This window comes from Brevibacterium sp. (assembly GCF_052105255.1).
GTDB lineage: Bacteria > Actinomycetota > Actinomycetes > Actinomycetales > Brevibacteriaceae > Brevibacterium > Brevibacterium linens_B.
Window position 1 is genome coordinate 35,895 of sequence record NZ_JBQDYQ010000016.1, and the last position, 24,935, is coordinate 60,829.

The 24,935-nt window shown below is 65.7% G+C and carries 20 protein-coding genes; 10 read left to right on the forward strand and 10 right to left on the reverse strand.

Features of this window, described 5'->3' with window-relative positions; translation table 11 throughout:
• Positions 1-45: 45 nt before the first annotated feature.
• Both ACTIIH_RS06750 and ACTIIH_RS06755 read right to left on the reverse strand, forming a co-directional pair.
• The gene (locus ACTIIH_RS06750; protein WP_441451207.1) at positions 46-1,236 is read right to left on the reverse strand and encodes an alkaline phosphatase family protein; all 1,191 of its coding nucleotides are present in this window, start codon (positions 1,234-1,236) and stop codon (positions 46-48) included.
• Complete coding sequence (locus ACTIIH_RS06755) at positions 1,236-1,823, reverse strand: DUF5998 family protein (protein ID WP_441451208.1); 588 nt, start codon at positions 1,821-1,823, stop codon at positions 1,236-1,238. Before ACTIIH_RS06755 ends, ACTIIH_RS06750 begins: the two co-directional genes overlap by 1 nt.
• An 80-nt stretch (positions 1,824-1,903) precedes the next feature.
• Between ACTIIH_RS06755 and ACTIIH_RS06760 the strand changes: the two genes are divergently transcribed.
• The 3 genes from ACTIIH_RS06760 to ACTIIH_RS06770 all read left to right on the forward strand — a co-directional run bounded on the left by ACTIIH_RS06760 (position 1,904) and on the right by ACTIIH_RS06770 (position 8,318).
• Positions 1,904-4,576, forward strand: a complete 2,673-nt coding sequence (locus tag ACTIIH_RS06760) for a bifunctional acetate--CoA ligase family protein/GNAT family N-acetyltransferase (RefSeq protein WP_441451209.1) — start codon at positions 1,904-1,906, stop codon at positions 4,574-4,576.
• A gap of 277 nt (positions 4,577-4,853) precedes the next feature.
• Positions 4,854-5,408, forward strand: coding sequence for a TetR/AcrR family transcriptional regulator (locus ACTIIH_RS06765; RefSeq protein ID WP_441091459.1), 555 nt, complete (start codon positions 4,854-4,856; stop codon positions 5,406-5,408).
• Positions 5,409-5,555: 147 nt separating this feature from the next.
• The gene (locus tag ACTIIH_RS06770; protein WP_441451210.1) at positions 5,556-8,318 is read left to right on the forward strand and encodes a DNA gyrase/topoisomerase IV subunit A; all 2,763 of its coding nucleotides are present in this window, start codon (positions 5,556-5,558) and stop codon (positions 8,316-8,318) included.
• An 88-nt stretch (positions 8,319-8,406) separates the two neighbouring features.
• On the opposite strand, the gene ACTIIH_RS06775 is transcribed toward ACTIIH_RS06770, so the two are convergent.
• Together ACTIIH_RS06775 and ACTIIH_RS06780 are read right to left on the reverse strand one after the other, a co-directional pair.
• Positions 8,407-10,128 (reverse strand): adenylate/guanylate cyclase domain-containing protein, encoded by a 1,722-nt coding sequence (locus ACTIIH_RS06775; RefSeq protein WP_441451211.1) that lies wholly within the window; start codon positions 10,126-10,128, stop codon positions 8,407-8,409.
• Positions 10,128-11,000: a biotin--[acetyl-CoA-carboxylase] ligase gene (locus ACTIIH_RS06780; protein ID WP_441451212.1), complete on the reverse strand. Its 873-nt coding sequence runs from the start codon at positions 10,998-11,000 to the stop codon at positions 10,128-10,130. The genes ACTIIH_RS06775 and ACTIIH_RS06780 overlap by 1 nt, the downstream gene beginning before the upstream one ends.
• Before the next feature lie 67 nt (positions 11,001-11,067).
• Between ACTIIH_RS06780 and ACTIIH_RS06785 the strand changes: the two genes are divergently transcribed.
• On the forward strand, positions 11,068-12,648 hold the full coding sequence (locus tag ACTIIH_RS06785; protein WP_441451213.1) for an acyl-CoA carboxylase subunit beta: 1,581 nt from the start codon (positions 11,068-11,070) through the stop codon (positions 12,646-12,648).
• A complete protein-coding gene (locus ACTIIH_RS06790) occupies positions 12,645-13,025 on the forward strand; it encodes a hypothetical protein (protein ID WP_441091454.1) in 381 nt (126 codons plus the stop codon). The genes ACTIIH_RS06785 and ACTIIH_RS06790 overlap by 4 nt, the downstream gene beginning before the upstream one ends.
• Positions 13,026-13,132: 107 nt before the next feature.
• Here the strand turns inward: ACTIIH_RS06790 and ACTIIH_RS06795 are convergent, their stop codons facing one another.
• The 3 genes from ACTIIH_RS06795 to ACTIIH_RS06805 all read right to left on the reverse strand — a co-directional run bounded on the left by ACTIIH_RS06795 (position 13,133) and on the right by ACTIIH_RS06805 (position 16,017).
• Positions 13,133-13,828 (reverse strand): TetR/AcrR family transcriptional regulator, encoded by a 696-nt coding sequence (locus ACTIIH_RS06795; RefSeq protein WP_441091453.1) that lies wholly within the window; start codon positions 13,826-13,828, stop codon positions 13,133-13,135.
• Positions 13,829-13,888: 60 nt separating this feature from the next.
• A complete protein-coding gene (locus tag ACTIIH_RS06800) occupies positions 13,889-14,686 on the reverse strand; it encodes a nitrilase-related carbon-nitrogen hydrolase (RefSeq protein WP_441451214.1) in 798 nt (265 codons plus the stop codon).
• Between the two features lie 134 nt (positions 14,687-14,820).
• Positions 14,821-16,017: an MFS transporter gene (locus ACTIIH_RS06805; protein ID WP_441451215.1), complete on the reverse strand. Its 1,197-nt coding sequence runs from the start codon at positions 16,015-16,017 to the stop codon at positions 14,821-14,823.
• A 118-nt stretch (positions 16,018-16,135) separates the two neighbouring features.
• Between ACTIIH_RS06805 and ACTIIH_RS06810 the strand changes: the two genes are divergently transcribed.
• The gene (locus ACTIIH_RS06810) at positions 16,136-17,809 is read left to right on the forward strand and encodes a DUF885 domain-containing protein (protein ID WP_441451216.1); all 1,674 of its coding nucleotides are present in this window, start codon (positions 16,136-16,138) and stop codon (positions 17,807-17,809) included.
• Between the two features lie 13 nt (positions 17,810-17,822).
• Positions 17,823-18,602 (forward strand): GntR family transcriptional regulator, encoded by a 780-nt coding sequence (locus tag ACTIIH_RS06815; RefSeq protein ID WP_441451217.1) that lies wholly within the window; start codon positions 17,823-17,825, stop codon positions 18,600-18,602.
• On the opposite strand, the gene ACTIIH_RS06820 is transcribed toward ACTIIH_RS06815, so the two are convergent.
• From ACTIIH_RS06820 to ACTIIH_RS06830, 3 genes are all read right to left on the reverse strand, one after another.
• Entirely contained in the window at positions 18,488-19,264 is a 777-nt protein-coding gene (locus ACTIIH_RS06820; RefSeq protein ID WP_441451218.1) for an MFS transporter, read from the reverse strand. The genes ACTIIH_RS06815 and ACTIIH_RS06820 overlap by 115 nt on opposite strands.
• An 89-nt stretch (positions 19,265-19,353) precedes the next feature.
• Entirely contained in the window at positions 19,354-20,733 is a 1,380-nt protein-coding gene (locus ACTIIH_RS06825) for an LLM class flavin-dependent oxidoreductase (RefSeq protein WP_441451219.1), read from the reverse strand.
• A 58-nt stretch (positions 20,734-20,791) separates the two neighbouring features.
• A complete protein-coding gene (locus ACTIIH_RS06830; RefSeq protein ID WP_441451220.1) occupies positions 20,792-22,123 on the reverse strand; it encodes an MFS transporter in 1,332 nt (443 codons plus the stop codon).
• A gap of 306 nt (positions 22,124-22,429) precedes the next feature.
• Here ACTIIH_RS06830 and ACTIIH_RS06835 point away from each other — a divergent pair, with 306 nt between their 5' ends.
• The 3 genes from ACTIIH_RS06835 (at position 22,430) to ACTIIH_RS06845 (ending at position 24,864) form a co-directional block, all read left to right on the forward strand.
• Positions 22,430-22,960 (forward strand): flavin reductase family protein, encoded by a 531-nt coding sequence (locus ACTIIH_RS06835; RefSeq protein ID WP_441451221.1) that lies wholly within the window; start codon positions 22,430-22,432, stop codon positions 22,958-22,960.
• 61 nt (positions 22,961-23,021) lie between these two features.
• On the forward strand, positions 23,022-24,095 hold the full coding sequence (locus tag ACTIIH_RS06840) for an Rv2578c family radical SAM protein (protein ID WP_441451222.1): 1,074 nt from the start codon (positions 23,022-23,024) through the stop codon (positions 24,093-24,095).
• 46 nt (positions 24,096-24,141) lie between these two features.
• On the forward strand, positions 24,142-24,864 hold the full coding sequence (locus ACTIIH_RS06845; RefSeq protein WP_441451223.1) for a DsbA family oxidoreductase: 723 nt from the start codon (positions 24,142-24,144) through the stop codon (positions 24,862-24,864).
• Positions 24,865-24,935: the final 71 nt, after the last annotated feature.

The following is a 24,935-nucleotide window of genomic DNA, read 5'->3' on the forward strand; positions in this document are numbered from 1 at the left end:
CCCAGAAGGTCGGTGGTGAGTCATCTCGGCTGCAGTCGGCACCGCTCACACGACGAGCAGCGGGATCTGCAGCTCCTGCTCCGTGGTGGAACCATGGTGACCGATGAGGGCCAGCGCCGAGGCGGATTCCACTTCCGAATCGACCACGGCGAAGCCATCGGTGCAGATGACGAGGAAATCCCCGATCCGCGGATAGACGTGCGGGGCGACTGGACCGAAATAGCCGCGGTCGATCGCCGAGGCCTTCGGCAGGATGAGCCCCCGGTCGCCGAGCGTCTCCTGCCAGACCGAGAGCACGTCCGCCTCCGCGCCCTCAGCGGCGTAGAGATGCAGTGCGCGCGGCTCACCACCGACGTGGCGCAGGCCGGCCTTGAGCTCAGGGAGTTCAGCGAGGTCGAAACGACGTTCATGGTCGACGTCGACCATGCCGTGGTCGGCGGTGATGAGCATGGTCGCGTCGTGCGGCAGGTCGGAGGCGAGTCGGGACAGGGCGAGATCGACGCGTTCGAGTTCTTCTGTCCAAGCGGCAGAGTCCGCACCGTGCACATGACCGGTCTTGTCGAGATTGCCCCAATAGAGGTAGACGAGGCGGCGGCCCGGAGCCCTCGCCTCGGCGAGAGCCTGGGCACAGCGCTCCTCCAGGCTCTTCGAGTCCCGGAATCTGCCGCCGCGCAGCGAGGCCCGGTTGAGGCCGCGTCCGGCGAACTTCTTCTCTCCGAGGCTGACCACATCGATTCCGGCATCGGTGAGGCGCTCGAAGAGCGTCGCATCGGGGACCCAGGCGACGGGGTCGACGTCGAGGTTCCACGTCAGCTGGTTGAACACCGCGTCCTTCTCCGGGTCGAGAACGCGGTAGCCGACCACGCCGTGGGCGCCGGGCAGGCGGCCCGTGGCCAACGACGACAGAGAGTTCGCCGTCGTCGACGGGAATCCGGCGGACAGGGTACGGCGTGTTCCGGCCTGCGACCGGAAGAAGGGAGTGTATCCGCTGTAGCGTCGCAGCTGCTGCTCCCCGAGACCGTCGACGAGCACGACGATCGTCGCCCGGGACTCCCGGTCGAGTCTGAGCGTCCGTGCACGATCGGACATCGGCGCATCGAGGGCGTCGGCCGCACCGAGGCTCAGCGCCGCGGCGGGAACGACATCGGAGAGCATGGGACCCGCATAGTCCGGGGGCCCCAGGTGCTCAGCACCGGATGGGTCCTGCTGCCGTTGACTCGTCGAGTCCTCGCTCATCAGCGGCGCGACCGCAGCCGGGCGTGGAAGACCGCGGCACGCAGCTTCCCGGCGAAGTCGGCCATCCGGTCGACGGCGACCTGCCCCTCGGCCTCGGCCGAGACCCGGAGCATGACATCCTCGGCGAAGAGCGACCCTCCGTATCCGTGATCGCCCACGCAGTTGGGATCCCCGCAGGTCTCGGGGAACGCCTCGAAGCGCTTCGACGCGCCCCAGGACATCGTCAGCGAGACCTCGACTGGCTTGTCACCGGGTTCGAAGGCGGCCGGATCGGCGAAGGTGCGGCCGACCATCACGGTGCCCAGGCGATCGAGTTCGATGTCCTCGCTGCTCGTGACCGCCCGCGGCTTGGAACCGGGTTCCGCGTTCGGATCGTCATCGACATGGGCCAACAGCAGTCGGGTCTCGGTCAGCACGAAGGCGGTGACATGCCGGTGGATCGATTCGATGTCGACATGGGTGTCGATGTGGACGAAGTGAGCCAACACCGGTTCGTCGTAGAGAGAGTCGGCGAGTATGCCTTGAGTGAGCTGCGGGTAGTAGCCGGCCGCCTGCAGATCGTGAACGAGAACCTCGGGTAATGCCATGCCCACCATTGTGCCCCACTCCTCTGACTTGTCCCAGCGAGGACCGCCATAACCGGGCGTCCGACGCCTATGCTGGAACCATGGAAGACTATCCTGCCGGGTGGGAAGCCGATGTCGTCCTCCGTGACGGCGGCACCGCCCATCTGCGTCCGATCACCCCCGACGATGCCGCTGCCCTGGCCCGCATGCACGAGGCCCAATCGCCGGAATCCGTCTATCTGCGCTTCTTCGCTCCGCTGCCCCGGCTGCCGCAGCGCGATCTCGATCGCTTCGTCAACGTCGACCACCACGACCGAGTGGCGCTGATCATGCTCATCGGCGATGACATCATCGGCGTCGGTCGCTTCGACCGGATCAGCGACACCGAGGCCGAGGTGGCGTTCAACATCGCCGACGCCCACCAGGGCCGCGGGATCGGTTCGATCCTGCTGGAGCACTTGGCCGCGGCCGCGCGCGAATCCGGGATCCAGCGCTTCACCGCCGAGGTGCTTCCCCAGAACCGGTCGATGCTGCAGGTCTTCCAGGCCGCCGGCTACGAGGTCTCCCGCGGGTTCGACGACGGTGTCGTGGCCGTGAAGTTCGACATCGATCCCACGGCGCGGTCCATCGAAGTGCAGGCTTCCAGGGAACACAGGGCCGAGGCCCTGAGCGTACGCACGGTCCTCCACCCGACCTCGGTGGCGGTGATCGGCGCCAGCCGCAAACGCAACTCCACCGGCCATCTGCTCATCCGCAACATCACGGCCGCGAAGTTCACCGGCGACCTGTGGGTCGTCCACCCCGAAGCCGATCAGATCGCCGGCGTCCAGGCCTATCCGAGCCTCGACGCGCTGCCGGGCAGGGCCGACCTCGCGGTCATCGCCGTGCCCGCCGAATCCGTCACCGAGGTGGTCAAGGACTGTGCCGTGCACGGGGTCAAAGCCGTGCTCGTCATCTCCTCCGGATTCGCCGAGACCGGTCCCGAAGGGGCCGAACTCCAGCGCCGCATGGTCGCAACCTCCCGCGCCTACGGAATGCGCGTGGTCGGGCCGAACTCCTTCGGACTGGTCAACGAGGCCGCCGAGATCTCGCTCAACGCCTCTCTGGCCCCGTTCCTCCCGGCCTCCGGAACGCTCGGGCTCTTCAGTCAGTCCGGAGCGCTGGGCACCGCCCTGCTCGCGGCAGCGAAGACCCGCGGACTGGGCATCTCCACCTTCGTCTCCGCAGGCAACCGCGCCGACCTCTCAGGCAACGACCTCCTCCAGTACTGGGAGGAGGATCCGGCCACGCAGACCGTCGGCCTCTACCTCGAATCCATCGGCAACCCGCGCAAGTTCTCGCGCATCGCCCGTCGAGTCTCCCGCGTCAAACCCGTCGTCGTCATCAAGTCCGACCTCACGGGGCGGGAGCTGCCGCCCGGGCATATCGTGCGCACCTCGTCCCTGGCGCCGAACACCCTCGACCAGGTGCTCGAGCAGGCGGGAGTGATCCGCGCGGATACGATCCACCAGCTCTTCGACCTCACCCAGGTGTTCTCGACCCAGAAGCTGCCGGCGGGCCGCCGGGTCGGTGTCATCGGCAACTCCGCGGCGATGAGCACCCTGATCATGCAGCGCGCCCGTTCCGAAGGTCTGCGCGTCGACACCGAGCCCGTGTCCCTGCACCCCGAGGTCGATGCGGAGACCTTCCGGACCGAACTCGATGCGATGTATGCCCGCGATGACGTCGACTCGCTCATAGTCACCTTCACCCCGTCGGCGGGAGCCGAGGAGTCGGAGATCGCCGCGCTGCTGTCCGAGGCCGCCGCACAGTCGGAGAAGACCACTGTGGCCTGCTTCCTCGGCATTCAAGGTGTCCGCGACGAACTGACCAGCTACCTCAAGGACCAGGACGGCAACCGCGTCTCCCGCACGGTGCCCAGCTACATCGGCCCGGAGGATGCCGTGTGGGCGCTGGCCAGGGCGACAGACTACTCGCGTTGGCGCGCCGCCGACCACGGTCGGTACGTCGAACTCGACGACATCGACGACAAAGCGGTGCGTTCGATCATCGATTCGGCTCTCGACGGGGCGCCGCTGGGCACACCGGTTCGCATCGAACGCGATGCCACGAGAGAGCTGCTCCGCGCCTACGGGATCGAGGTCCTGCCTTATATCGCTGCTTCCTCGGTCGACGAGGGGCTCGCCGCCGCCGAGAAGATCGGCTATCCCGTGGCGCTGAAGGCGGTGACGAACGTGCTCCGGCACCGCATGGAGCTCGGCGGGGTGCGCCTGAACATCGATTCGCCCGAAGAACTGGCCGAGGACTTCGCTGCCGTGCAGCGGATCATCACCCAGGTGATCGGCGACGACGAGCCCCTCGTCGACGTTCAGGCCATGGCCCCCCACGGTGTCCCGTGTGTCATCCGCGCCGGCGAGGACCCCCTCCTCGGACCGCTGCTGTCATTCTCTCTGGCCGGGGACACGACCGAGCTGCTCGGCGACGTCTCGCACCGGGTCGCGCCGCTGACGGATCGGGAGGCCGAAGACATGATCCGCACGGTCAAGGCCTCCCCGCGCCTGTTCGGCTACCGCGGTCTCCCGCCGATGAACATCGACCCGCTCATCGACGTCCTCGAAAGGCTCTCCGTGCTCGTCGAGCGTCATCCGCAGATCCTCGAACTCGTCATCCATCCGATGATCGCTACGGAGACCGAGGGGCATGTGCTCAGCGCCCGTGTCGATCTGCTGTCCGACCCCACCCGCATCGACGGCACCCGCCGACTGCTGAGCTGAGACGGTTCGGAGCAGACACCCGCCCAGCTGAAAGGAGAATCCACGCCCGCCGCAGGACGCCTTCGACTTTCGGTGTCTCAGCGCCATATTGGCGCGTCTTATACCAATTCGCAGACTTGACGGGTAGTGTCTGTATCCGTTCACCACGAAATGTTATGAATTCGTGTTTTAATGGATGGCCGCTCCGGCGGCCATTGTCTGTGGCCAGTCACTGGTCATCCACCGTCCCAGGCGTCCGCATTCAGCGGGTGTCCCATGAGAGCGAGGCCTCACAGTCATGATTTCGCGCAGAGACGTCGTCACCGACTCCGCGATCGCCGTAGTCGCCGAACAAGGAGTCCGCGGGCTCACCCATCGGGCAGTCGATGCACTGGCCGAACTGCCGGTGGGGTCGACTTCGAATGTCTACCGCACCCGCGATGCCCTGATCACCGGAATCATGGAGCGCATCGGAGAACTCAACTCCCAGCAGCTCGAGCGCCTGCCGGAGCTGATGCGTGCTCCGGGCGCGGACGCGATCGAGGTCGCCATCGACTTCTGCATGAACTGGCTGACCACGGATCGCAATCGGTTCTACACGATGATGATGCTCAGCCTGGATCCGGCGCTGCCGCCGGAGGCAGTGATCGCCAAGGAGAAGAACCTCCGTGCGATCAGGGAATTCATCATGCGCTTCGCCGGCATCGACGCCGAGTACGCGGAGCGGGTCAACAGCTCGGTCGCGGGCATGATGGTCAGCGAACTCGTCGCCGGCACGGCTGATCGTGCACATGTCGAGGCCTACATGAGGGAGTTCTTCCAGTGGCTGCGCGGCAGCCGCGACAGCGCCTGAACTTCGACACGGACCCTCCGGGAATGCTTGATTGAGCCGGAGAGCGCAAATCGAACGCTAGAATCGACGGGTGCCCTCCCCCACTGAGGTCAGGCCTCGGCGCGGGCGGGTGTTCGAATCGAACAGTTCGTGCGTCAAAGGAGTTCCATGCCCGAAGGCAGAGTCATCGAAGTCGACGTCTCCTCAGAGATGGAGAGTTCGTTCCTCGAATATGCGGTCTCGGTCATCCACTCCCGCGCACTGCCCGATGCCAGGGACGGCCTCAAACCCGTCCAGCGTCGCATCGTCTACCAGATGGGCGATATGGGGCTGCGCCCCGACCGCGGACATGTGAAGTCCTCGCGCATCGTCGGCGATGTCATGGGCAAGCTCCACCCGCACGGCGACTCTGCGATCTACGACGCCCTCGTGCGCCTCAGTCAAGGCTTCATCATGCGTGTGCCCCTGGTCGACGGCCACGGCAACTTCGGCTCCCTCGACGATGGTCCCGCTGCCCCGCGCTACACCGAGGCTCGACTGACGACCGCGTCGATGCACATGATCGCCGGGCTCGACGAAGACGTCGTCGACTTCGTGCCGAACTACGACAACACGCTCACTCAGCCCGAGGTCCTGCCCAGTGCCTTCCCGAATCTGCTCATCAACGGCGCGTCGGGCATCGCCGTCGGCATGGCCACGAACATGGCCCCGCACAATCCCAGCGAAGTCATCGCCGCCTGCGCCCACCTCATCCGCAATCCGGAAGCCGGACTCTCGGAGCTCATGCGCTTCATCCCCGGCCCGGATCTGCCCACCGGCGGGCGGATCATCGGCCTCGACGGAGTGCGCGAGGCCTACGAGATCGGTCGCGGCACGTTCCGCACCCGAGCCACTGTGTCCATCGAGAACATCAGTGCCCGCCGCAAGGGAATCGTCGTCACCGAGCTGCCCTACCTCGTGGGACCGGAGAAGGTCGTGTCGAAGGTCAAGGACGCGGTCGGGGCGAAGAAGCTGTCCGGAATCGCCTCGATCGATGACTATTCGGATCGCAAGAACGGCATGCGTCTGGTCATCGGTGTGAAGAACGGCTTCAACCCCGAGGCCGTGCTGGCCGAGCTCTACCGCCAGACCCCCCTCGAGGAATCGTTCAGCATCAACAACGTCTGCCTCGTCGAGGGGCAGCCGCGGACCTTGGGGCTGCGCGAGCTGCTCATGGTCTACCTCTCCCATCGCATCGACGTGGTGCGCAGGCGCACGGTATTCCAGCTGCGCAAGGCCAAGGACCGGCTCCACCTCGTCGAAGGTCTGCTCATTGCGATCCTCGACATCGATGAGGTCATCCAGCTCATCCGCTCCTCGGACGATGCGGCCACGGCCCGCACCCGCCTCATGGACGTCTTCGAGCTCTCCGAGCTGCAGGCGACCTACATCCTCGATCTGCAGCTGCGTCGGCTCACGAAGTTCTCGCGTCTCGAACTCGAGGCCGAACGCGACGAGCTGAGGAAGACGATCGACTACCTCGAATCACTGCTCGCCGATGAGGCGAAGCTGCGGGAGCTCGTCGCCTCGGAACTGGAGTCCACGGCCGAGGTCATCGGCTCTCCGCGACGCACCGTCCTCATCGAAGGCTCGATGAAGGAGCTGACGGCCAAAGGCAAGAAGGCTCCGGCGAACCTCAAGATCGCCGATTCTCCCTGCCGGGTGCTGCTGTCGACCTCCGGACGCATTGCGCGCACCTCGGATGCCGCTCCGCTGGCACGTGAGGGTCGCCGCTCCAGCCATGATGCGCTGGTCTCGGAGATCGTCACCACTACTCAGGGCAAGGTCGGCGCCATCACCACCACCGGTCGCCTGCACATGGTCGACGTCGTCGATCTGCCCGCCCTGCCGCCGGCCGCGGCACGGCCCAATGTCGCCGGCGGTGTGAAGATCGCCGAATATGCGGCGCTGGAGAAGAACGAGAAGATCATCGGTCTGATCGACCTCGACCGGGAATTCGTCCTCGGCACCGCCGACGGCGTCGTCAAACGCGTGTCGGTGGCCAGTCGGCCGAACAAGAACGAGTGGGAAGCCATCACCCTCAAGGGCAAGGACTCCGTCGTCGGGGTCGCCCAACCCGAGGACATCGACGATTCCCTCTCCGTATTCGTGACCTCGAATGCTCAACTGCTCGCCTTCGACGGCTCCGGTCTGCGTGCACAGGGCTGGAACGCCTCGGGCGTGGCCGGAATCAAGGTGGCCGCCGAGGCGAAGGTGATCTTCTTCGGAATGACTCCGAAGGCGGCGAAGACCGACGAGGACGGTGCCGCGGATGCCGAGCTCGGCAGCTTCGCGGTCGTCACGATCGCCAGCGGTGAGAACTTCTACGGCGCCCCATCGTCGTCGATCAAGGTCAGCGAATTCTCCGAGTTCCCGACCAAAGGGCGAGGCACCTCCGGGGTGCGCGCCCACAAGTTCCTCAAGGGCGAGACCGAACTGTCGCTGGCCTGGGTCGGCGACTCTCCGCAGGCTGCCGCCACCGCCGGCGGTGCACGCACGCTTCCGGCCGAACTCTCCCGTCGCGACGGGACGGGATCGCCGTTGGAGTCGAAGATCGATGTCATCGGCACCCTGCCCCGCCTCGGCGGCGCCGAAGCCCACGACCAGTCCCCGGAGGCCGGCGATGACGAATCGGCTGAGGCTTCAGCCGACACCGAAGCTGACGCGGAGTCCGCGTCCGGCACCGGCGAAAAGAAGCCGAAGTCCGGAGGAAAGCGATCCGCGGGCCAGAAGCAGCGGGGACAGCAGGGACTGGCGACCAGTTTCGATGAGCTCGATCTCGACCTCGACGAGGCCAAGGACGAGATCGCGCGGTCGAAGTTCGACACCGAAGGCGCCGTGATCGTCTCCCATGACGAGGATGACGAGGACGACGACTCCGCCCTGTTCTGAGCTCGGGGCCGACTCACCGGCGGGGCCTGGCACCGCCGGTCGGCACAACTGCTGGGCCCACCACCTCGGTGTCGGGCTCAGCCGTCGGTCACTGGTCCGAGTTCTCGGGATCGTCGTCGAGGTCGAGGTGCATCTTGGCTGCGGTGCCGCGCTTCATCTCACCGATGGCGGTCTCGCCGAGTCCGTGCAGCGAAATCGAATCGCGCGGTTCGAAGACGTAGTCATCCGAGGCCGAGAGCACTCGTGCGGTCTCCTCGTCGGTGAAGATCGTGCCGGGATCTGCCACCGCCGTCAGACGTGCGGCGAGATTGACGCTGGAGCCGAAGATATCGCCGAGGCGGGAGAGCACCCGTCCCCAGACGAAGCCGACGCGGGCCTGCGGCAGATCCTCGGCGGCGGTCACGCGCTCCATCAGCGTCATGGCGATCTCGGCCCCGGCCAGCGGAGTCGAGGCGGCGAAGAACACTTCATCGCCGACGGTCTTGATGACCCGTCCGCCGCCGGTGGCGACGATGTTGTAGGCCATGCCCTGGAACTCCTGGACCATGTCCGCCAGCTGCCGTGGCTCCATCTTCTGTGACAGGCGGGTGAAGGAGACGAGGTCGATGAATCCCACGGCGCGGGCCAACGGCATCGAGGAGTCGTACCAGCCCTGCCGGTTGTCCATGGCCAGCCCGTCGGAGACGTTGACGTTGAGACGGCCCATGACGTCGGCGAGGTTGCGCCGCCAGGAGTAGGTGAGCATCTTCTGCAGCGGGTCGATCATCTCTTCGACGACGGCCAGGACATCCCGGCGCGCTTCCGGGTCGGTCAGTCCCTTCTCCTCGGTGAGGAATTCGACGAGGGTCTCCATCTGCCAGACCACGAGGCGGTCCGTCGTCTGCCCGATCGCCCGGGCCAGGGACAGCGCGGTGGTCTGGTCGATGAGTCCGTCGGCGACGGGCTTGGCCCAGATCCGCAGGGCGTGCGCATCGCTGACGGTGTAGGCCTTATCCGTCGGCTTCGCCTGGGACATGCCGAGAGCCCGCCACATCTTCCGGGCCGAGACCGTGGAGATCCCACCGAGCTTCGCGGCCTCCCGTCGGTCGAGGACGCGCTTGCCGTCGAGCAGGATCTCTTCGAGTCGTTCGGCCGCGGTTCGGGTCTCATAGATCGTGTCGTCGAAGTCGGGACCGTCCGCGTCGAGAGCTCCGTCGGGGTCGTCCTCGTCGATGATCGGCAGCGCTGTGGTGCGCGGATCCTCGCGCAGTCCGCTGAAGAAGTCCTCATCGACGTCGATGTCAGGGTCGGCGTCGGCGGCCCCCACGTCCGTGGTGGCTGTGCCCGGATCAGCGGTCAATTCGTCGGCGAGCTCGTCGCCGACCTCTCCCGCCTGAGGAGCGGATCCGGTCAGGCCGCCGGCAGGTTCGTCGCCGCCACCGACATCGCTGATGACTCCGCCGTCACCGAACTGATCGTGTGCGTTCGCCGCGCCGTCCTCGACGGCGACGGTGTCAGTGGAACGGTCGTCCGGCTCGGCGGGGGATCGCGTCTCGCCCTCCCCTTCCGGGGCTGCTCTCATCGGAGCGTCGGGATCCGTGCGATTCGCCGCATCACTATGCGCTGCACTCTTATGAGAGCCTGGATCGGCCTGGGCCTGGGCAGCCGTCTGCGGATCACGGCCGGTCTGCGGTGTTGCACCGTCCGATTGAGTTCTGTCGTCGGACTGGTGGCCCTTCGTGGAGGAGCCGCCGGCGTCCGCCGCCTCAGGTGTGCCTACACCTTCCGGCTCGACGATGTCGAAACCGGCGGTGAAGTCCGAAACCGCCATCAGTCTTCGCTCCTCTCCGCAGCGGTCGGGGCCGCGGCCGGACGCAGATGGTGGACGTCTCCGGCGCTTAAGCACACCTGATCGTCGATGATGAGGTCGGCTCCTGCGTCCAGGCCCGTGGCGGTGCCGATGATGTCGGAACCGTCGGGCTTCTCCACCCGAACCCGCGACCCGAGCGTCACCATATGACCACGCACTCTCCGCGCTGTGCGGCTGTCGCGGAAATCCTCATCTCCATAGTCGATCAGCTCTCTGTAGCAGGGGATCAGTGTGCCGAGAATCGAGACTAGCAATGCTTCATGATCAATTTCTGAACCGTCGGCTTCGGTTTCAATCGCCAGCGAGCTCGCGTCTTCGCGCGGCAGATCAGCAGGCTCCAACCTGGTGTTCAGCCCCATCCCCAACACGATCTGCGGTCCGCCGGCCAGGGGTTCGACGCGTGCGAGGATCCCGCACAGCTTCCTGCCCTCGGCGGTGAGCACATCGTTGGGCCATTTGATCGCGGCCGGCACCCCCGCCTCGGTGACGGCGGAATGCACGGCCTCACCGGCGATGAGCGGGATCCATCCCCACTGGGAGAACCCGGCCGGGGGTGTGAGCAGAATCGACCACGTCAGCGACCGTCTGGCGGGCACCGTCCAGGTCCGGCCCAGACGACCGTGTCCGGCGTTCTGGAAGTCGGTGCCGCGGATGGTGAATTCGGCCACGGGCGAACCGGCGGCGGCTCCTTCTCGGACCACTCCCGCAAGTTCGTCGTTCGTCGACGTGCAGCTATCGTCCCAGATCAGCGGCGGGAGCGAAAGACCACGGTCGGCAGCGGTGCGGCGCACTGAGTCGACGTCGACGAGGAGGGAATTGTGTTGGCTGTTCACCAGGCCACTCTAGATTCTTTTGGTGAGAGTGCACAACGAAGTCTCACGTCATCGTTATTGTGGAGACATGACGGATACTCCACGGACCACAGCCGAGCGCATCGACGCTTTCACCCAGCGTCGAGAAGCAGCCCACACGGGCAATCAGCGCTCGGTGGACAACCAGCACAAGCGCGGCAAGCAGACCGCCCGTGAACGCATCGACGCTCTCCTCGACGCCGACTCCTTCCAGGAGATCGACGAATTCGCCCGCCATCACAATCACCAGTTCGGGATGCAGGACAACCGCCCCGACGGTGACGGAGTCGTCTGCGGACTGGGCACGATCGAAGGCAAGACCGTCGTGGTCTTCGCCCACGACTTCACAGTCCTCGGCGGATCCCTCGCCGAAGCCAACGGCCGCAAGATCGTCAAGGTGCAGAAGCTCGCTCTCAAGCTCGGCTGCCCGATCATCGGCATCAACGACTCGGGAGGCGCCCGAATCCAGGAAGGCGTCGGATCGATTGCGCTGTTCGCCGAGATCTTCCGCCTCAACGTCGCCTCGTCCGGAGTGATCCCCCAGATCTCGCTCATCATGGGTCCCTCGGCCGGCGGCGCCGTGTACTCCCCCGCACTGACCGACGTCACGATCATGGTCGATCAGATCAGCCATATGTACATCACCGGCCCCGACGTCATCAAGACCGTCACGGGAGAGTCCGTCGGCCATGAGGAGCTCGGCGGCGGACGGACGAACAACACCGTGTCCGGAAACGCGCACTACCTGGCCTCGGATGAGGACGATGCGCTCAACTATGTGCGCGATCTGCTCTCGTTCCTGCCGCAGAACAACCTCGATCCGGCCGATGCCGACGAGTTCGAGTCCGATCTGTCGGTGAATCCCGAGGACGAGGCCCTGGATACGCTCATGCCGGATTCGCCTTCGCAACCCTACGACATCCTCGACGTCGTCACCACGATCCTCGACGACGGCGATTTCCTGCAGGTCTCCGAGCTCTTCGCTCCGAACATCGTCACCGGCTTCGGCCGCGTCGAAGGTGTGAGCGTCGGCGTCATCGCCAACCAGCCAATGCAGCTGGCCGGCACCCTCGACATCGACGCCTCGGAGAAGGCCGCACGCTTCGTGCGCCTCTGCGATGCCTTCAACCTGCCGATCCTCACCTTCGTCGATGTGCCCGGGTTCCTGCCGGGCACCGACCAGGAGTACGGCGGCATCATCCGCCGCGGCGCCAAGCTCATCTACGCCTACGGCGAGGCCACCGTTCCGCTCGTCACCCTCATCACCCGCAAGGCCTACGGCGGCGCGTACTGCGTGATGGGGTCGAAGCAGCTCGGTGCCGATATCAATCTCGCCTGGCCGAGCGCGCAGATCGCGGTCATGGGTGCCCAGGGTGCTGCGAACATCGTCTATCGCCGCAAGCTCAAGGCCGTCGAAGAGGCCGGCGAGGATGTCGAAGCGGCACGTGCCGAACTCATCCAGGACTACGAGGATGCGCTGCTCAACCCGTACCTGGCCGCTGAGGAAGGCTACATCGACGCCGTCATCAAGCCGAGTGAGACCCGCAGCCGGATCGTGCGTTCCCTGCGTGCGCTGAAGAACAAGCACGTCGACGCTCCCGCGCGCAAGCACGGTAACATCCCCCTATGAGCGATGATCTGCAGACCGACGCCGAGACGAACCTGCCCGGCGGAGTCGACGCCGAGGTGACCGTCCCCGGTGAGGATTTCGCCGCCGAGGAGGGCGGGGCCACAGCCTCGGACGGGGCGCTGCGGGTGCCCTCTGCGGAGGGACGCTCACAGGTGCGCGCCGATGACGGCGAACCGATCAGCGACGAGATGGCCAGTGCGGCGGCTGTGGCCGCGGTCGTGGCGATCCGTCAGGTGGCTATCACCTATGCGGCCCAGCAGGCCAGCGCGGAGGCCGAGTCCGAGACCCGCAAGGGCGATCGGGCGGGCTTCCGGGCTCCACGCCGCAATGTGCGCAAGCGTCTCCCACAGACCTGGGACCAGCACCTGGGCCGGTGAGGCTCCGGCCTTCAACGGACTCCCGTACCGGGGTCGGGTCTCCCGTGCCACTGTCGCCTCAAGCGGCAGCGGCGACCGACGGTCCTCAGTTCCAGTCGGCTGCTTCGCTAATCGGCTTCTTCGCGGAAGAGCGCACGCAGTTCGTCGAAGAGTCTGTCGATCACTGGCCCCGGATCTCCGTCGACCCGTCGCATCCGGGTGAATGTCGCCTTGAGCGCCATCATCGCCAAAGCGGCGACGGCTTCGGCTCGCGCGGAGACTTCGATATCGTCGTCGGCATAGTCACCGGGGTGAGCCCCCATGACGTCGACCGGTGCCGAGGGGGTCCCGTCGAGGCGGCGTTGGATGATCTGCCGAAAGAGCCGTTCGTTATTGCCCATCCGCGACATCTGCAGCGGGATCAGCGACGGGTCCTTTTTGAGCATGAGATGGTACTGGTGCATATCGTCGCGCTTCTCCATCCGAGTGGCGACGATGAATGCGAGCAGGTGTTCGAGGTCGGCGACGAGGCGTCCATGGGGTCCCCCGGCCTCGAACTCCTCGATGGCCGGCTGGTCCTCTTCGTCGAAGACGGTGTCCGCGCGACCGAGCAGCGCCTCGTCCTTCGATGAGTAGTAGTTGAAGAAGGTCCGTCGGGAGACTCGGCAGCGCTCACAGATGTCTTCGACGGTGACGTTGTGATAGCCCTTCTCCAGGGCCAGGTCGATGGCGGCACGGCGAAGAGCCTGCCCGCGCTCACGCTTCTTGCGTTCGCGCAGTCCCTCGACCGGCGGTGACGCTTGGACCTCTGAACCAGAACTCATGAGAACAGTATTGCAGTCGCCGCATTTTCACCGGAAATGCGCTGAGCGCCCATCTCGAGCTCAGTACCCGAGTTTCGCGTTCGTGAGCACTGGAACCGTCTCCGCTGCGGCATCGGCGGCGTTGAGGTCGATCTCGACGATCTCGAGTCGTTCGTTACCGTCGAGTGAGTTGAGCACCTCGCCCAGGGGGTCGGAGACCAGACTGTGGCCGACCCCGGTCGGCCCTTTCTTCGGAACCGGGACGCCAGTCACTTCGGGATCGGCTTGGCCGAGGGCGGCGATGAACATATTCGAGTCCAGGGCACGGGCGCGAGCGAGGATCTCCCACTGTTCGGCCTTGCGCGGTCCCGCACCCCAGGAAGCGGCGACGACGGTCAGGCGTGCGCCCCGCCGACTGAGTTCGGCGAAGAGCTTCGGGAACCGGATGTCGTAGCACAGGGCCAGACCGATGTCCTCGCCGTCGACGGTGAAGAGCACCGGCTCATCCCCCGCCGCGACGGTGTCGGATTCCTTGAAGCCGAAGGCATCGTAGAGATGGATCTTCGCATAAACGCTGCGCTGGCCGTCAGGGGAATACACTGCGAGCAGGTTGATGACCTTGTCGTCCGTGGCCGCGAATTCACCGACGACGACGGTGATCCCGGTCTCGTCCGCGAACTCACTCAGCGCCCTTCTCCACGACTCGGAGTGCTCCTCGGCGATGATGCGCAGGCCGGATCCGAATGCCGACATCGTCGCTTCGGGGAAGACGACGAACCGGGCTCCCCTCGCGGCGGCCCGACGGGCATAGGAACGGACCTTCTCGAGGTTGTCGGCCACCTCGGTGGTGGTGTTGATCTGAGCGAGCGCGAACTTCATTCTCATCCTCCAGTCGGTTATGTCCAGCCTATCGCGCCCGCCCCTCCCCAATTACTACCTGACGGCGGCCCAGCAACCCAGTGTGGAAACTCGCGCCAGGTTGCTGAGCCGCCGTCAGGTAGTAATTAGAGGGATCAGGTGAGGTATTCGCGGCCGGGGCGACCGCCTCGGCGACGTCCGTGCACCACGACGTATACGCCGATGGCGAGGACGACGAGTCCGGCGCAGACGAGGAACATTCCGTTTCCGCCGGTGAACGGGTAGAGGAAGCCGAGGATGACCGGGCCGATGCCGGAGCCTGCGTCGAGGAGGAGGAAGAACGACGCGGTGGCGACGGGGACGCGGTTCATGGGCACAGACTTCACTGTGATCGCCTGCATGCACGGCATTAGCGAACCGAAACCGAGGCCGATGAGCACTCCGGCCAGAACGATCCCCGTCATCGTCGGCCACAGCGCCAGCAGAACATTGCCGGCGATATCCGCGACGAAGACAGGGAAGATCACCGCATTGTCACCGAAGGTGTCCTGCAACCTGCCGACGAACAGACGCGCGAACAGGGACGCCACGGCGAAGGCCACGAAGAACAGGGACGCGGCGGAGGCGACGCCGTGTTCGGCCGCATAGCCGGCGAGGAACACCAGCGCCGCAGCGTAGGCGGTGCCGGCCAGAAGCATCACCGAACCGATCCGCAGCCCGTCCCGATCGACGAGGGTGCCGAGTTTGAGATGCCATTTCGTGCGCCGCTGATAGTCGCTGATCTCCTGCACGGGCAGCCGGATGAGGAAACAGCAGATGAGCGCTAGGACGGACATGAACGCCGAGGCGACGAAGAGCATGACGAAGTCGAACTCACGGGGCAGGAGGACCCCCAGATAGGGCCCGAGCGCCGTCGACAGAGTCGTCGCCGTGCCGAAGTACCCGGTGCCCTCTCCCCGGCGAGAGGCGGGGATGATGCTCTGGATAGCCGTCATGATCGCGGTGTTCCCGGCCCCGAAGGCGATTCCGTGGACGATGCGCAGCGTTAGGAGCACAGAGAGGTCGCCAGCGTAGATATAGGCCAGGGAGGCGAGCACGGAGACCGCCATGGTGATGATGAGCAGAGTGCGCCTGCCGATGAAGTCAAGGTACTTGCCCGTCAGCACGCGAGCGACCACGGCACCGACGACGAACGAGGAGGAGGCGAAGCCGGCAGCGGCCTCACCGGCGGAGAACCGTGCCACCGCGTACCCTGCCATCGACGTCATGAGCAGGTAGAAGACCATCGACATCGAGAGGTTGAGCCCGATTCCGACGATGAAGTCCTTCGTCCACAGCTTCGCTCGTGCCACTGGAGATCGGTCTCACTTTCTGCTGCCTGCGGGGAACAGTGACACATTAGCGGGTTCGCGCTGATTGCGCGGTCCGGTCCACCACGGATGTGACCCAGCTCGCGATAGGGTGGTCATCATGACTGTGAAGAGAACCCCCTCCGCCGTCGATGCGGTCGCTGAAGACTACGTCGATGACATGCTCGCCCTCTCCCCTTCCCTCGCCCTCTACCTCGGACTCGACGGTGCACAGGGCTTCGACGACTTCTCACCGGCCGGACTCTCCGCGGTCAACGATGTCACCGTACGGACCCTGGCCCGCCTCGATGAGGCCGCGGACGGCTCCGACCTCGACGACGTCGACCTCGTGACCATCGATGCGATGCGAGATCGCCTCGGCGTCGACCGCGACTACTTTGCCGCCGGGATCAAGCACGCCAGCCTCAACGTCATCGAATCCCCGTTGCAGCAAGTCCGCGACGCCTTCGACCTCATGCCCACGGAGACCACGGCCGATTGGGAGACGATCTCGACCACTTTGGCTGCCGTGCCCGGCTCATTGGCCGGCTACCAGGAGTCCCTGGCGATGGCACGCGACAACGGGCGCGTCGCCGCTCGCATCCAGGTCGAGAAGGTCATCGAACAGGCCCGTGCCCTGGCCGAACCTGGCAGCAACTTCGATCGCCTCGTCGCCGGCGCCGATGTTCCCGACGCCCTGCGTTCGGATCTCGACACCCACGCCGAGGAGGCTCGCGAGTCCGCAGCGAAACTGGCCGAATTCCTCGGCGAACAGGTGCTGCCCGCCGCCGGAGACGACGAGGCGTGCGGTCGCGAAGCATACGCACTGTATTCCCGGGACTTCCTCGGCGCCGAGGTCGACTTCGACGAGACCTACGCCTGGGGTCTCGAAGAACTCGAGCGCATCGACGCCGAGCAACGCCAAGTGGCAGAGAAGATCATGCCCGGCACCGACCTGTTCGAGGTCATGGACGCCCTGAACAACGACCCGCAGCGGACCCTGCACGGCACCGAGGCGCTGCGGGACTGGATGCAGGAGGTAGCCGACGAAGCGATCCGCGAACTCGGCAAGTCCCATTTCGACATCCCCGAACCCGTTCGCACGATCGAGTGCATGATCGCCCCCTCGGCCACCGGCGGCATCTACTACACCGGCCCGACCGACGACTTCTCCCGCCCCGGCCGTATGTGGTGGTCGGTGCCCGAAGGCGTCACGGATTTCGCCACTTGGCAGGAGAAGACCACCGTCTACCACGAGGGTGTGCCCGGCCACCACCTGCAAGTCGGTCAGGCCACCTACGTCTCCGATACCCTCAATCGCTGGCGCCGCCTCATGTGCTGGGTGTCCGGCCACGGTGAAGGGTGGGCTCTGTACGCGGAGAAGCTCATGGCCGATCTCGGGTTCCTCGACGATCCCGGCGACTATCTCGGCATGCTCGATTCGCAGCGGCTGCGTGCCGCCCGTGTCGTCCTCGACATCGGATTCCACCTCGGCCTCGAGGCGCCTGAGAGCCTCGGCGGAGGGATTTGGAACCGCGAGAAGGCATGGCAATTCCTCACCGACAATGTGGCCATGGACCGGTCGTTCCTGGCCTTCGAGCTCGACCGCTACCTCGGCTGGCCCGGGCAGGCACCGAGCTACAAGATCGGTCAGCGACTGTGGGAGCAGTACCGTGACGAGGCGAAGGCTGCGGCGGGTGCCGATTTCGACCTCAAGGACTTCCACACCCGGGCCCTGGGCCTCGGCTCGGTCGGGCTCGATACTCTGGGCCGTGCCATGAAGCGCTCACAGTGAGGTGAGGGACCGGATGAAGTCTGCCGAGAGTCACCAGTCGGAGACCATGCGGGTCACCGAGGCGCTGCGCAATGAGATCATCGAAGGCCACCGTCGACCGGGTTCGCGGCTCGTCGAGCGCAACCTCGCCACTGAGCTCGGTGTCTCCAGAGTGCCCATCCGCGAGGCGCTGAAGAAACTCGCCTCGGAAGGGCTGGTGACGAATCGTCCGAACACCTGGTCGACGGTCAGGGAATTCTCCCCCAGCGACATCGCCGACCTCAACGAGGTGCGCACGGTCTTCGACGTGCTCTCTTTCGAGCTCGCCGCTCAGCGCCATACCCGCGAGGGCCTGGCCCGACTGGAAGCAACGATGCTCAAGGGCCGAGAGCTCGCCGATGCCGGGGACGTCGCCGGTGCCCATCGGTGTGCCGCGGAATTCCATGCCATCGTCACCGAACTCTCGGGCAATGAGCTCCTCGGCGAGATCGGTGCCCTGCTGGACTCACGGATGCGGTGGCAGCTGAGTCAGCATGATGACCTTGCCGTCGTCGCCGCCGAGCACGCCGAGCTCTTCGACGCCATCGCCCGCCGGGACCAGACGCTGGCTGGTTCGCTGGCCGGTCGCCATCTGGGAACGAGTCAGGAGCAGCACGACAAGCATTCGAAGCGGTTGGCCGAGACCGGGCCCGACGAAGCTCAGGCCGAACCTGCCGCAGCCGATCCCGCCGAACCTGCTGCGGCCGAGTCCGTCGCGGTCCCGGCCGCAGAGGATGCAGAGCCCATCGCGGCGGATCCGGCCGACGTCGACTGACCGAGCGGCCAGCCGCTGAGCTTCTTCTCACGGGCAGGCGCATAGGTGCGCACCGTCGACGTGCTCAGCCCCAGACCGACGAGAGATTCGGCCACGCGCACGGCGGCAGCGGGGACGAGTCCGATGACGAACAGTGCCCGCCAGCCCCACAGGGCGATGACGGGAGCCGAGACGATGGCTGCGGCGAACACGCCGAGCTGGAATCCCACTCCCACCCACGATGTGGCCCGCGCTCGCTGGTCGGCACGCACCGCCTCGGCGGCCAGGGCCATGCCGATGCCGAACTCTCCGCCGATTCCGATTCCGGCGATGAACCGGTAGGCCGCGAGGTCCCAATACCCCTGTGCCAGTGCCGATAATCCGGTGAATACCGCGAAGATGAGGACCGTCCAGGTGAGCACCCGTACCCGGCCGTGACGGTCGGCGAGGGCACCGAAGACGATTCCGCCGACCACGGCGCCGAGCAGAGTGATCGTCGACAGGGACCCGGCTGCGACGTCGCTGAGCCCGAATGAGGCGATGATGCCCGACAGGGCGAAGCTGAGAATGAGGAGGTCGAAGCCGTCGAGTCCGTAACCGACGGCCGCGGCGACGAGAGCTCTGCGCCGGTATCCGCGATCGTCCGAATCATCGGTGGTGGTCAGCGGAGTCGATGCACTCATTCGCGGTCTCAGTTCGGTTCGCGGATCGGAAAACGGCCGCAGACCATTATGCCTCACGGCCGTTCCCCGATTCGTCGGACCCCGTGTGATCAGACGCGGGCACCCTCGCCGAGGCGGAACCGGGCACCCGTGTGGTCCTCGGCCAGGCGGGGACCGGCCCCGGTGAGCTGCTCGCGCACCGTGGCACCTGCGGTCGGTTCGGGCAGGAGTCCGCGGCGGCGCAGTTCGGGTGAGACGTACTTCGTGAAGCGTTCGGCATCGGCTGGGCGCACGGCTGCGGCGATGTTGAATCCGTCGATATCAGCTTCGGTCATGCATCGTTCGAACTCGTCGACGATGGTCCCCGGTGATCCGGTGATGACCGGTCCGCGTCCGCCGAGGGCGACGAACTCCGCAAGGTCCCGAATCGTCCAGGGTTTGTGTCCCGCCATGGTGGTGAAGGAGGCGAGCGCCGACTGGTTGGCTTCGGTCGAAACGTATTCGAGGGTGTCATCGGGATCAGCTCCCGAGAGGTCGACTCCGGTCCATCCGCCGAATAGGGACAGCGCGGATTCGGTGTCGACGTAGCGGCGATAGTCGGCCAGGCGAGCCTCGGCGGCTTCGTCAGTGTCGTCGACGATCACGGTGGCCAGAGCGAAGATCTTCACCGCGTCACGGGCGCGTCCGCGCTCTTCGAGTCCGTCACGAACCTTGTCGACCCAGCTGCGAAGGATCTCCGGGGTCGGTCCGGAGAAGAAGATCGCCTCGGCGTGGTCGAGCGCGAATTCCTGCCCGCGTTTGGATGCACCGGCCTGGAAGAGCAGCGGGGTGCCCTGCGGTCCGGGGACGGCGAGCGCCTGACCGGGGACGGTGAAGAACTTGCCGTCGTGGCCGATGTCGTGGACCTCGTTCGGGTCGACGAAGACGTTGGCGTCGGCATCGGCTTTGAGTGCGTCCGGAGTGATCGAGCCCTCGAACAGCTTGTACATGACTTCCATGAACTCATCGGCCCGGTCGTAGCGCTCATCGTGCGGGATCTGGCCCTTGAGCCCGAGGTTGCGGGCAGCGGAGTCGACATAGCTGGTGACGATGTTCCAGGCCACACGTCCGTTCGTGAAGTGATCGAGGGTGGTCAGGGTGCGGGCGAGCAGGTAGGGCTTCTCATAGGTCACCGAGGCAGTCACACCGAATCCCAGCGTCGTCGTGGCTGCGGCCATGGCGGGGACGGCGACGAGGGGGTCGAGCAGTGGGAACTGCACTCCCCCACGGTTCGTGACATCCGCGTTGCCGCCGTACACGTCATAGACGCCGAGGATGTCGGCGAGGAAGAGAGAGGAGAATCCGCCCTCCTCGAGGGTTGTGGCCAGGTCCGTCCAGAAGGACAGCTGGGTGAATTCGTCGACTCTCGATTCCGGGTGGCGCCACAGTCCGGGTGACTGGTGGACCGGGGTCATCATGTCGAAGGCGTTGAGCAGGATCGGTTTCGTCATGGGCGTCTCCTAATCATGGTGGTGCGATGAGTGTGGGCCGACGAATCGGCGGGAGTATTCAGGCCGCGGTGCGGGCGAGCGCTCGGGCAGGATCTTTGGCGCCGATGGCGGCGATGAGTGAGAGGACGCACAGCAGGGTGAGGTAGCCGCAGATGAGCCAGGGCGAATGGCCCCCGGCAACGTAGAGCAGTGCCGCGACCATCGGCATGATTCCGCCGCCGATGACGGTGCCCAGCTGGTAGCCCATGTTCACTCCCGAATAGCGGACCTCGATGGGGAACTGTTCGGCGAACCAGGCCGCCTGGGGGCCGTAGACGGCATCGTGGGCGAGGTTCATGCCGAGGATGACGATGATGGGCAGGAACGCCAAGGGGCCCGAGTCGAGGAAGGCGAAGAAGATCCAGCCGAAGACGGCGACGCCGATGATGCCGCCGATGCTCACGCGTTTGCGACCGACCTTGTCCGAGGCCCACCCCCAGAGAGGCCCGGTGAACAGTCCGATCGCCGAGGCGATCATGACGGCCGTGACACCCGAGGTCGAGTCGCCGCGGTTCTCCGACAGGTAGCTGAGCATGTAGACGGTGATGAGGTAGAAGACGCTGTTCTGCGCCAGGCGGAGTCCGATGGTGACGAGGAGGACCCGTGGGTGTTTGGTCAGCACGTCGCGCAGGGGCGCCTTGGCGACGTTGCCGGAGGCCTTGAGCTCCTGGAATTCCGGAGCATCGGAGACGCCGAGGCGGATCCACAGTCCCAGTGCCACGAGCAGAGCGGAGGCGAGGAAGGGGATGCGCCAGCCGAAGGCTTCGAACTGTTCGTCGGTGAGCAGGCTCTGGACGGTGAAGAAGGCGCCGGTGGCCAAAAGCATTCCCGCGGCGGAGCCGATCTGGGTGAAGGAGCCGAACAGTCCGCGCTTGATCGCCGGTGCGTGTTCGACCGAGAGCAGTGCCGAGCCGCCCCATTCCGCTCCGGCTGAGAGTCCCTGCACGATGCGCAGGACGACGAGGGCAGCAGCTGCCCACCAGCCGATCGCGTTGAAGTTCGGGACGAGTCCGATGAGCGTCGACGCGATTCCCATGGACAGCAGGGAGACGACGAGAAGAGCCTTTCTGCCCACCCGATCGCCGAGATGGCCGGCGATGATGCCGCCCAGTGGTCGGGCGAAGAAGCCGACGGCGAGGCTGGCGAAGGCGGCGAGGCTGCTGCCCAGCTCACTGTGGCTGGGGAAGAACTGGACATTGAAGATCAGGGCTGCTGCGGTGCCGTAGAGGTAGAAGTCGTACCACTCGATCGTCGTTCCGGCGAAGGCCGAGGCCAGCACCCGCTTCTTCCCGGACAGGAGCCGCTGCGGTGGGTCCTGGGTTCTCGGTGCGGTGACCGAAGTCTGCGTCATGTGATGCTCCTCTGCGGCGGGGTTCGGGCGGCTCGCGGCCAGACGAGTCCGTGTTTCGCTGAGCAATCTATGCCCGGACGTCGCTGGCACCTGCGCTTTTGTGTCACGTCCTGACGCTCAGCGTCATATGTGGTCATAAGTCGTCTTCGTATGACCTTGGCCACGACGTCGACGCCGTGGCTTTGCGACGATCGACTTCATCGGTCCCGGCAGACGGCCCCGTCGGCATTGTCTGCTCAACGTCTGCTCAACGGAAGCAGCGGGCACCTGAGACACCGACGACCATACGAGCACAGAGGTGAAGGAATGACGCTCTTGGCAGACCGCACCGCACAATCACCGGCCCCGGTGGCCCCGGCAACGCCCGAGGCTCTCCGCGAGACCTTCTCCCACTTCCCCCAGGGGGTCGCGTTCATCGGGGCCGAGGTCGATGCGGCACCACTGGGCCTTGTCGCCTCCACCCTGACTGTCGGCGTCTCCCTCGACCCGCCGCTGGTCAGCGTCGCCGTCCAGAACACATCGTCCACCTGGCCCACCCTGCGACGAGCTCCCGAGCTGGGGATCTCCCTGCTGGGCACCGACCAGGAGCACCTGGCCAGGCAGTTGGCCGCCAAGGATCGCAGTCGACGATTCACCGGCGTCAGCGCTGAGGTGACGGCCGGAGGCGCGCTGACGATCCCCGGCAGCTCGGCGTTCCTCTGGACCAGGCTCTACGATGAGATCGCAGCCGGCGACCACACCGTGGCCCTGCTCGAGATCCTCGGCACTCGCAATGACGACGGACCCGAGGCCCTGGTATTCCACCGCAGTGTGTTCAAGGGACTGCGCATTTCCTGACCTCGCCTGAACGCCGCGCCCCACCCTTGACTCGCATTCGAACTCGTGTTCGAATGATGTCATGCGGTGGAACGAAGCGAGCGGCAGCACCGACCCCAGCACACCTGTCCTCTTCGGTACGAAGGGCCTGGTCCGGTCGGTGCAGACGCCGGAATTCTCAGGAATCACCTTCCACGAGGTGCTGGCGAAGTCGGCGCTGAACAAGGTTCCGCAGTCCAGCTCGATGCCCTTCTCCTGGACCGTCAACCCCTACCGCGGCTGCTCACACGCCTGTGTGTACTGCTTCGCCAGGAACACTCACCGATACCTCGATCTTGATTCCGGGACGGACTTCGATCGCCAGGTCGTCGTCAAGATCAATATCGCCGATGTCCTCGCCGCCGAGGTGGCGCGTCCGAGTTGGGCGCGAGACCATGTCGCGCTCGGCACGAACACCGACCCCTATCAGCGTGCCGAAGGCCGCTACTCCCTCATGCCGGGGATCATCACCACACTGGCCGAACAGTCGACTCCGATGTCGATTCTGACCAAGGGCACGCTGCTGCGACGGGATCTGCCTCTGCTGGCCCGCGTCGCCGAGGACGCTCCTGTTGAGATCAGCATGTCGATCGCCGTTCACGACGACGCTCTGCAGCAGAGCCTCGAGCCGGGCACGCCGACGACGAAGGCCAGGCTGGCCACCGTGCGCGCGGCCGCCGAACTCGGGTTCGATGTCACCGTGTTCATGATGCCGATCATGCCGAAACTCACCGACTCCCGTGACCACCTCGAATCCGCTCTTCGGGCAATCAAAGACGCCGGAGCCGCACGAGTCGTCTACGGGGCACTGCACCTGCGTCCCGGCGCCCGCGAATGGTTCTTCGAATGGCTCGAACGCAACCGCCCCGAGCTGCTCCCCCGCTATCGCCGGATGTACGCCGGCTCATCCTATGCCTCGAAGGAGTATCGTCGGTGGCTCGGTGACCGCATCAACCCCCTCATCGACCGCTATGACCTGCGCGGACGCAGCGATGACGAGTACCCTGCGACTTCGAGGATGCGCGGCCGCCCGGGCTCGAGTCGAACCCCGCAGAAGGCGGGCGAGCCAGCTCCGACGCAGCAGCTCACCGCGCCATCGCAGCAGGCTCTGTTCTGAGTCGGACCTGCGGAATAACCGTGAGATGGGCACGGTTGGCATTGATATGAAGATTGAGATCTGGTCGGATATCGCCTGCCCCTGGTGCTATATCGGAAAACGTCGCTTCGAGGATGCCCTCGACGGCTTCCCTCACAGGGACGACGTGGACGTCCAATGGCGCAGTTTCCAGCTTGATCCGAGCCTGCCCGATCACTTCGACGGCACCGAGACCGAATACCTCAGTCAGATGAAGGGCTTGCCCGCCGATCAGGTGCGGCAGATGTTCGACCATGTCACAGAGCAGGCTGCCGGAGTCGGCCTGAACTACGACTTCGACTCGATCGTCGTGGCCAACAGCTTCACCGCCCACCGTTTCCTCCACTTCGCCAAGACCCGCGGGCTGATGTCCGAAGCCAAGGAGATGTTGCTCTCGGGCCACTTCGAGAAGGGGCGCGACATCGGTGACATCGACTACCTCGCCGAGGCGGGGCGTGAGATCGGCCTCGACCCCGACGAGGTCCGCCGGATCCTCGCAACCGATGAGTTCTCGGACGAGGTGCGGGCCGATATCAGTGAGGCCCGCTCGCTCGGCGCCAATGGAGTCCCGTTCTTCGTCATCGACCGCAAGTACGGCATCTCCGGAGCCCAACCGGCGGAGGTCTTCTCTCAGGCCCTCGAGACCGCCTGGGACGAGGGACAGAAACTCACGGTGCTCGCCGGCACTCCGCAGTCAGCGGGCAAGGACTTCGCCGACGGCGCCGCCTGCGGCCCCGACGGCTGCAACTGACCACCACCCCCAATTACTACCTGACGGCGGCCCAGCAACCCCGCGCGAGGTTGCTGGGCCGCCGTCAGGTA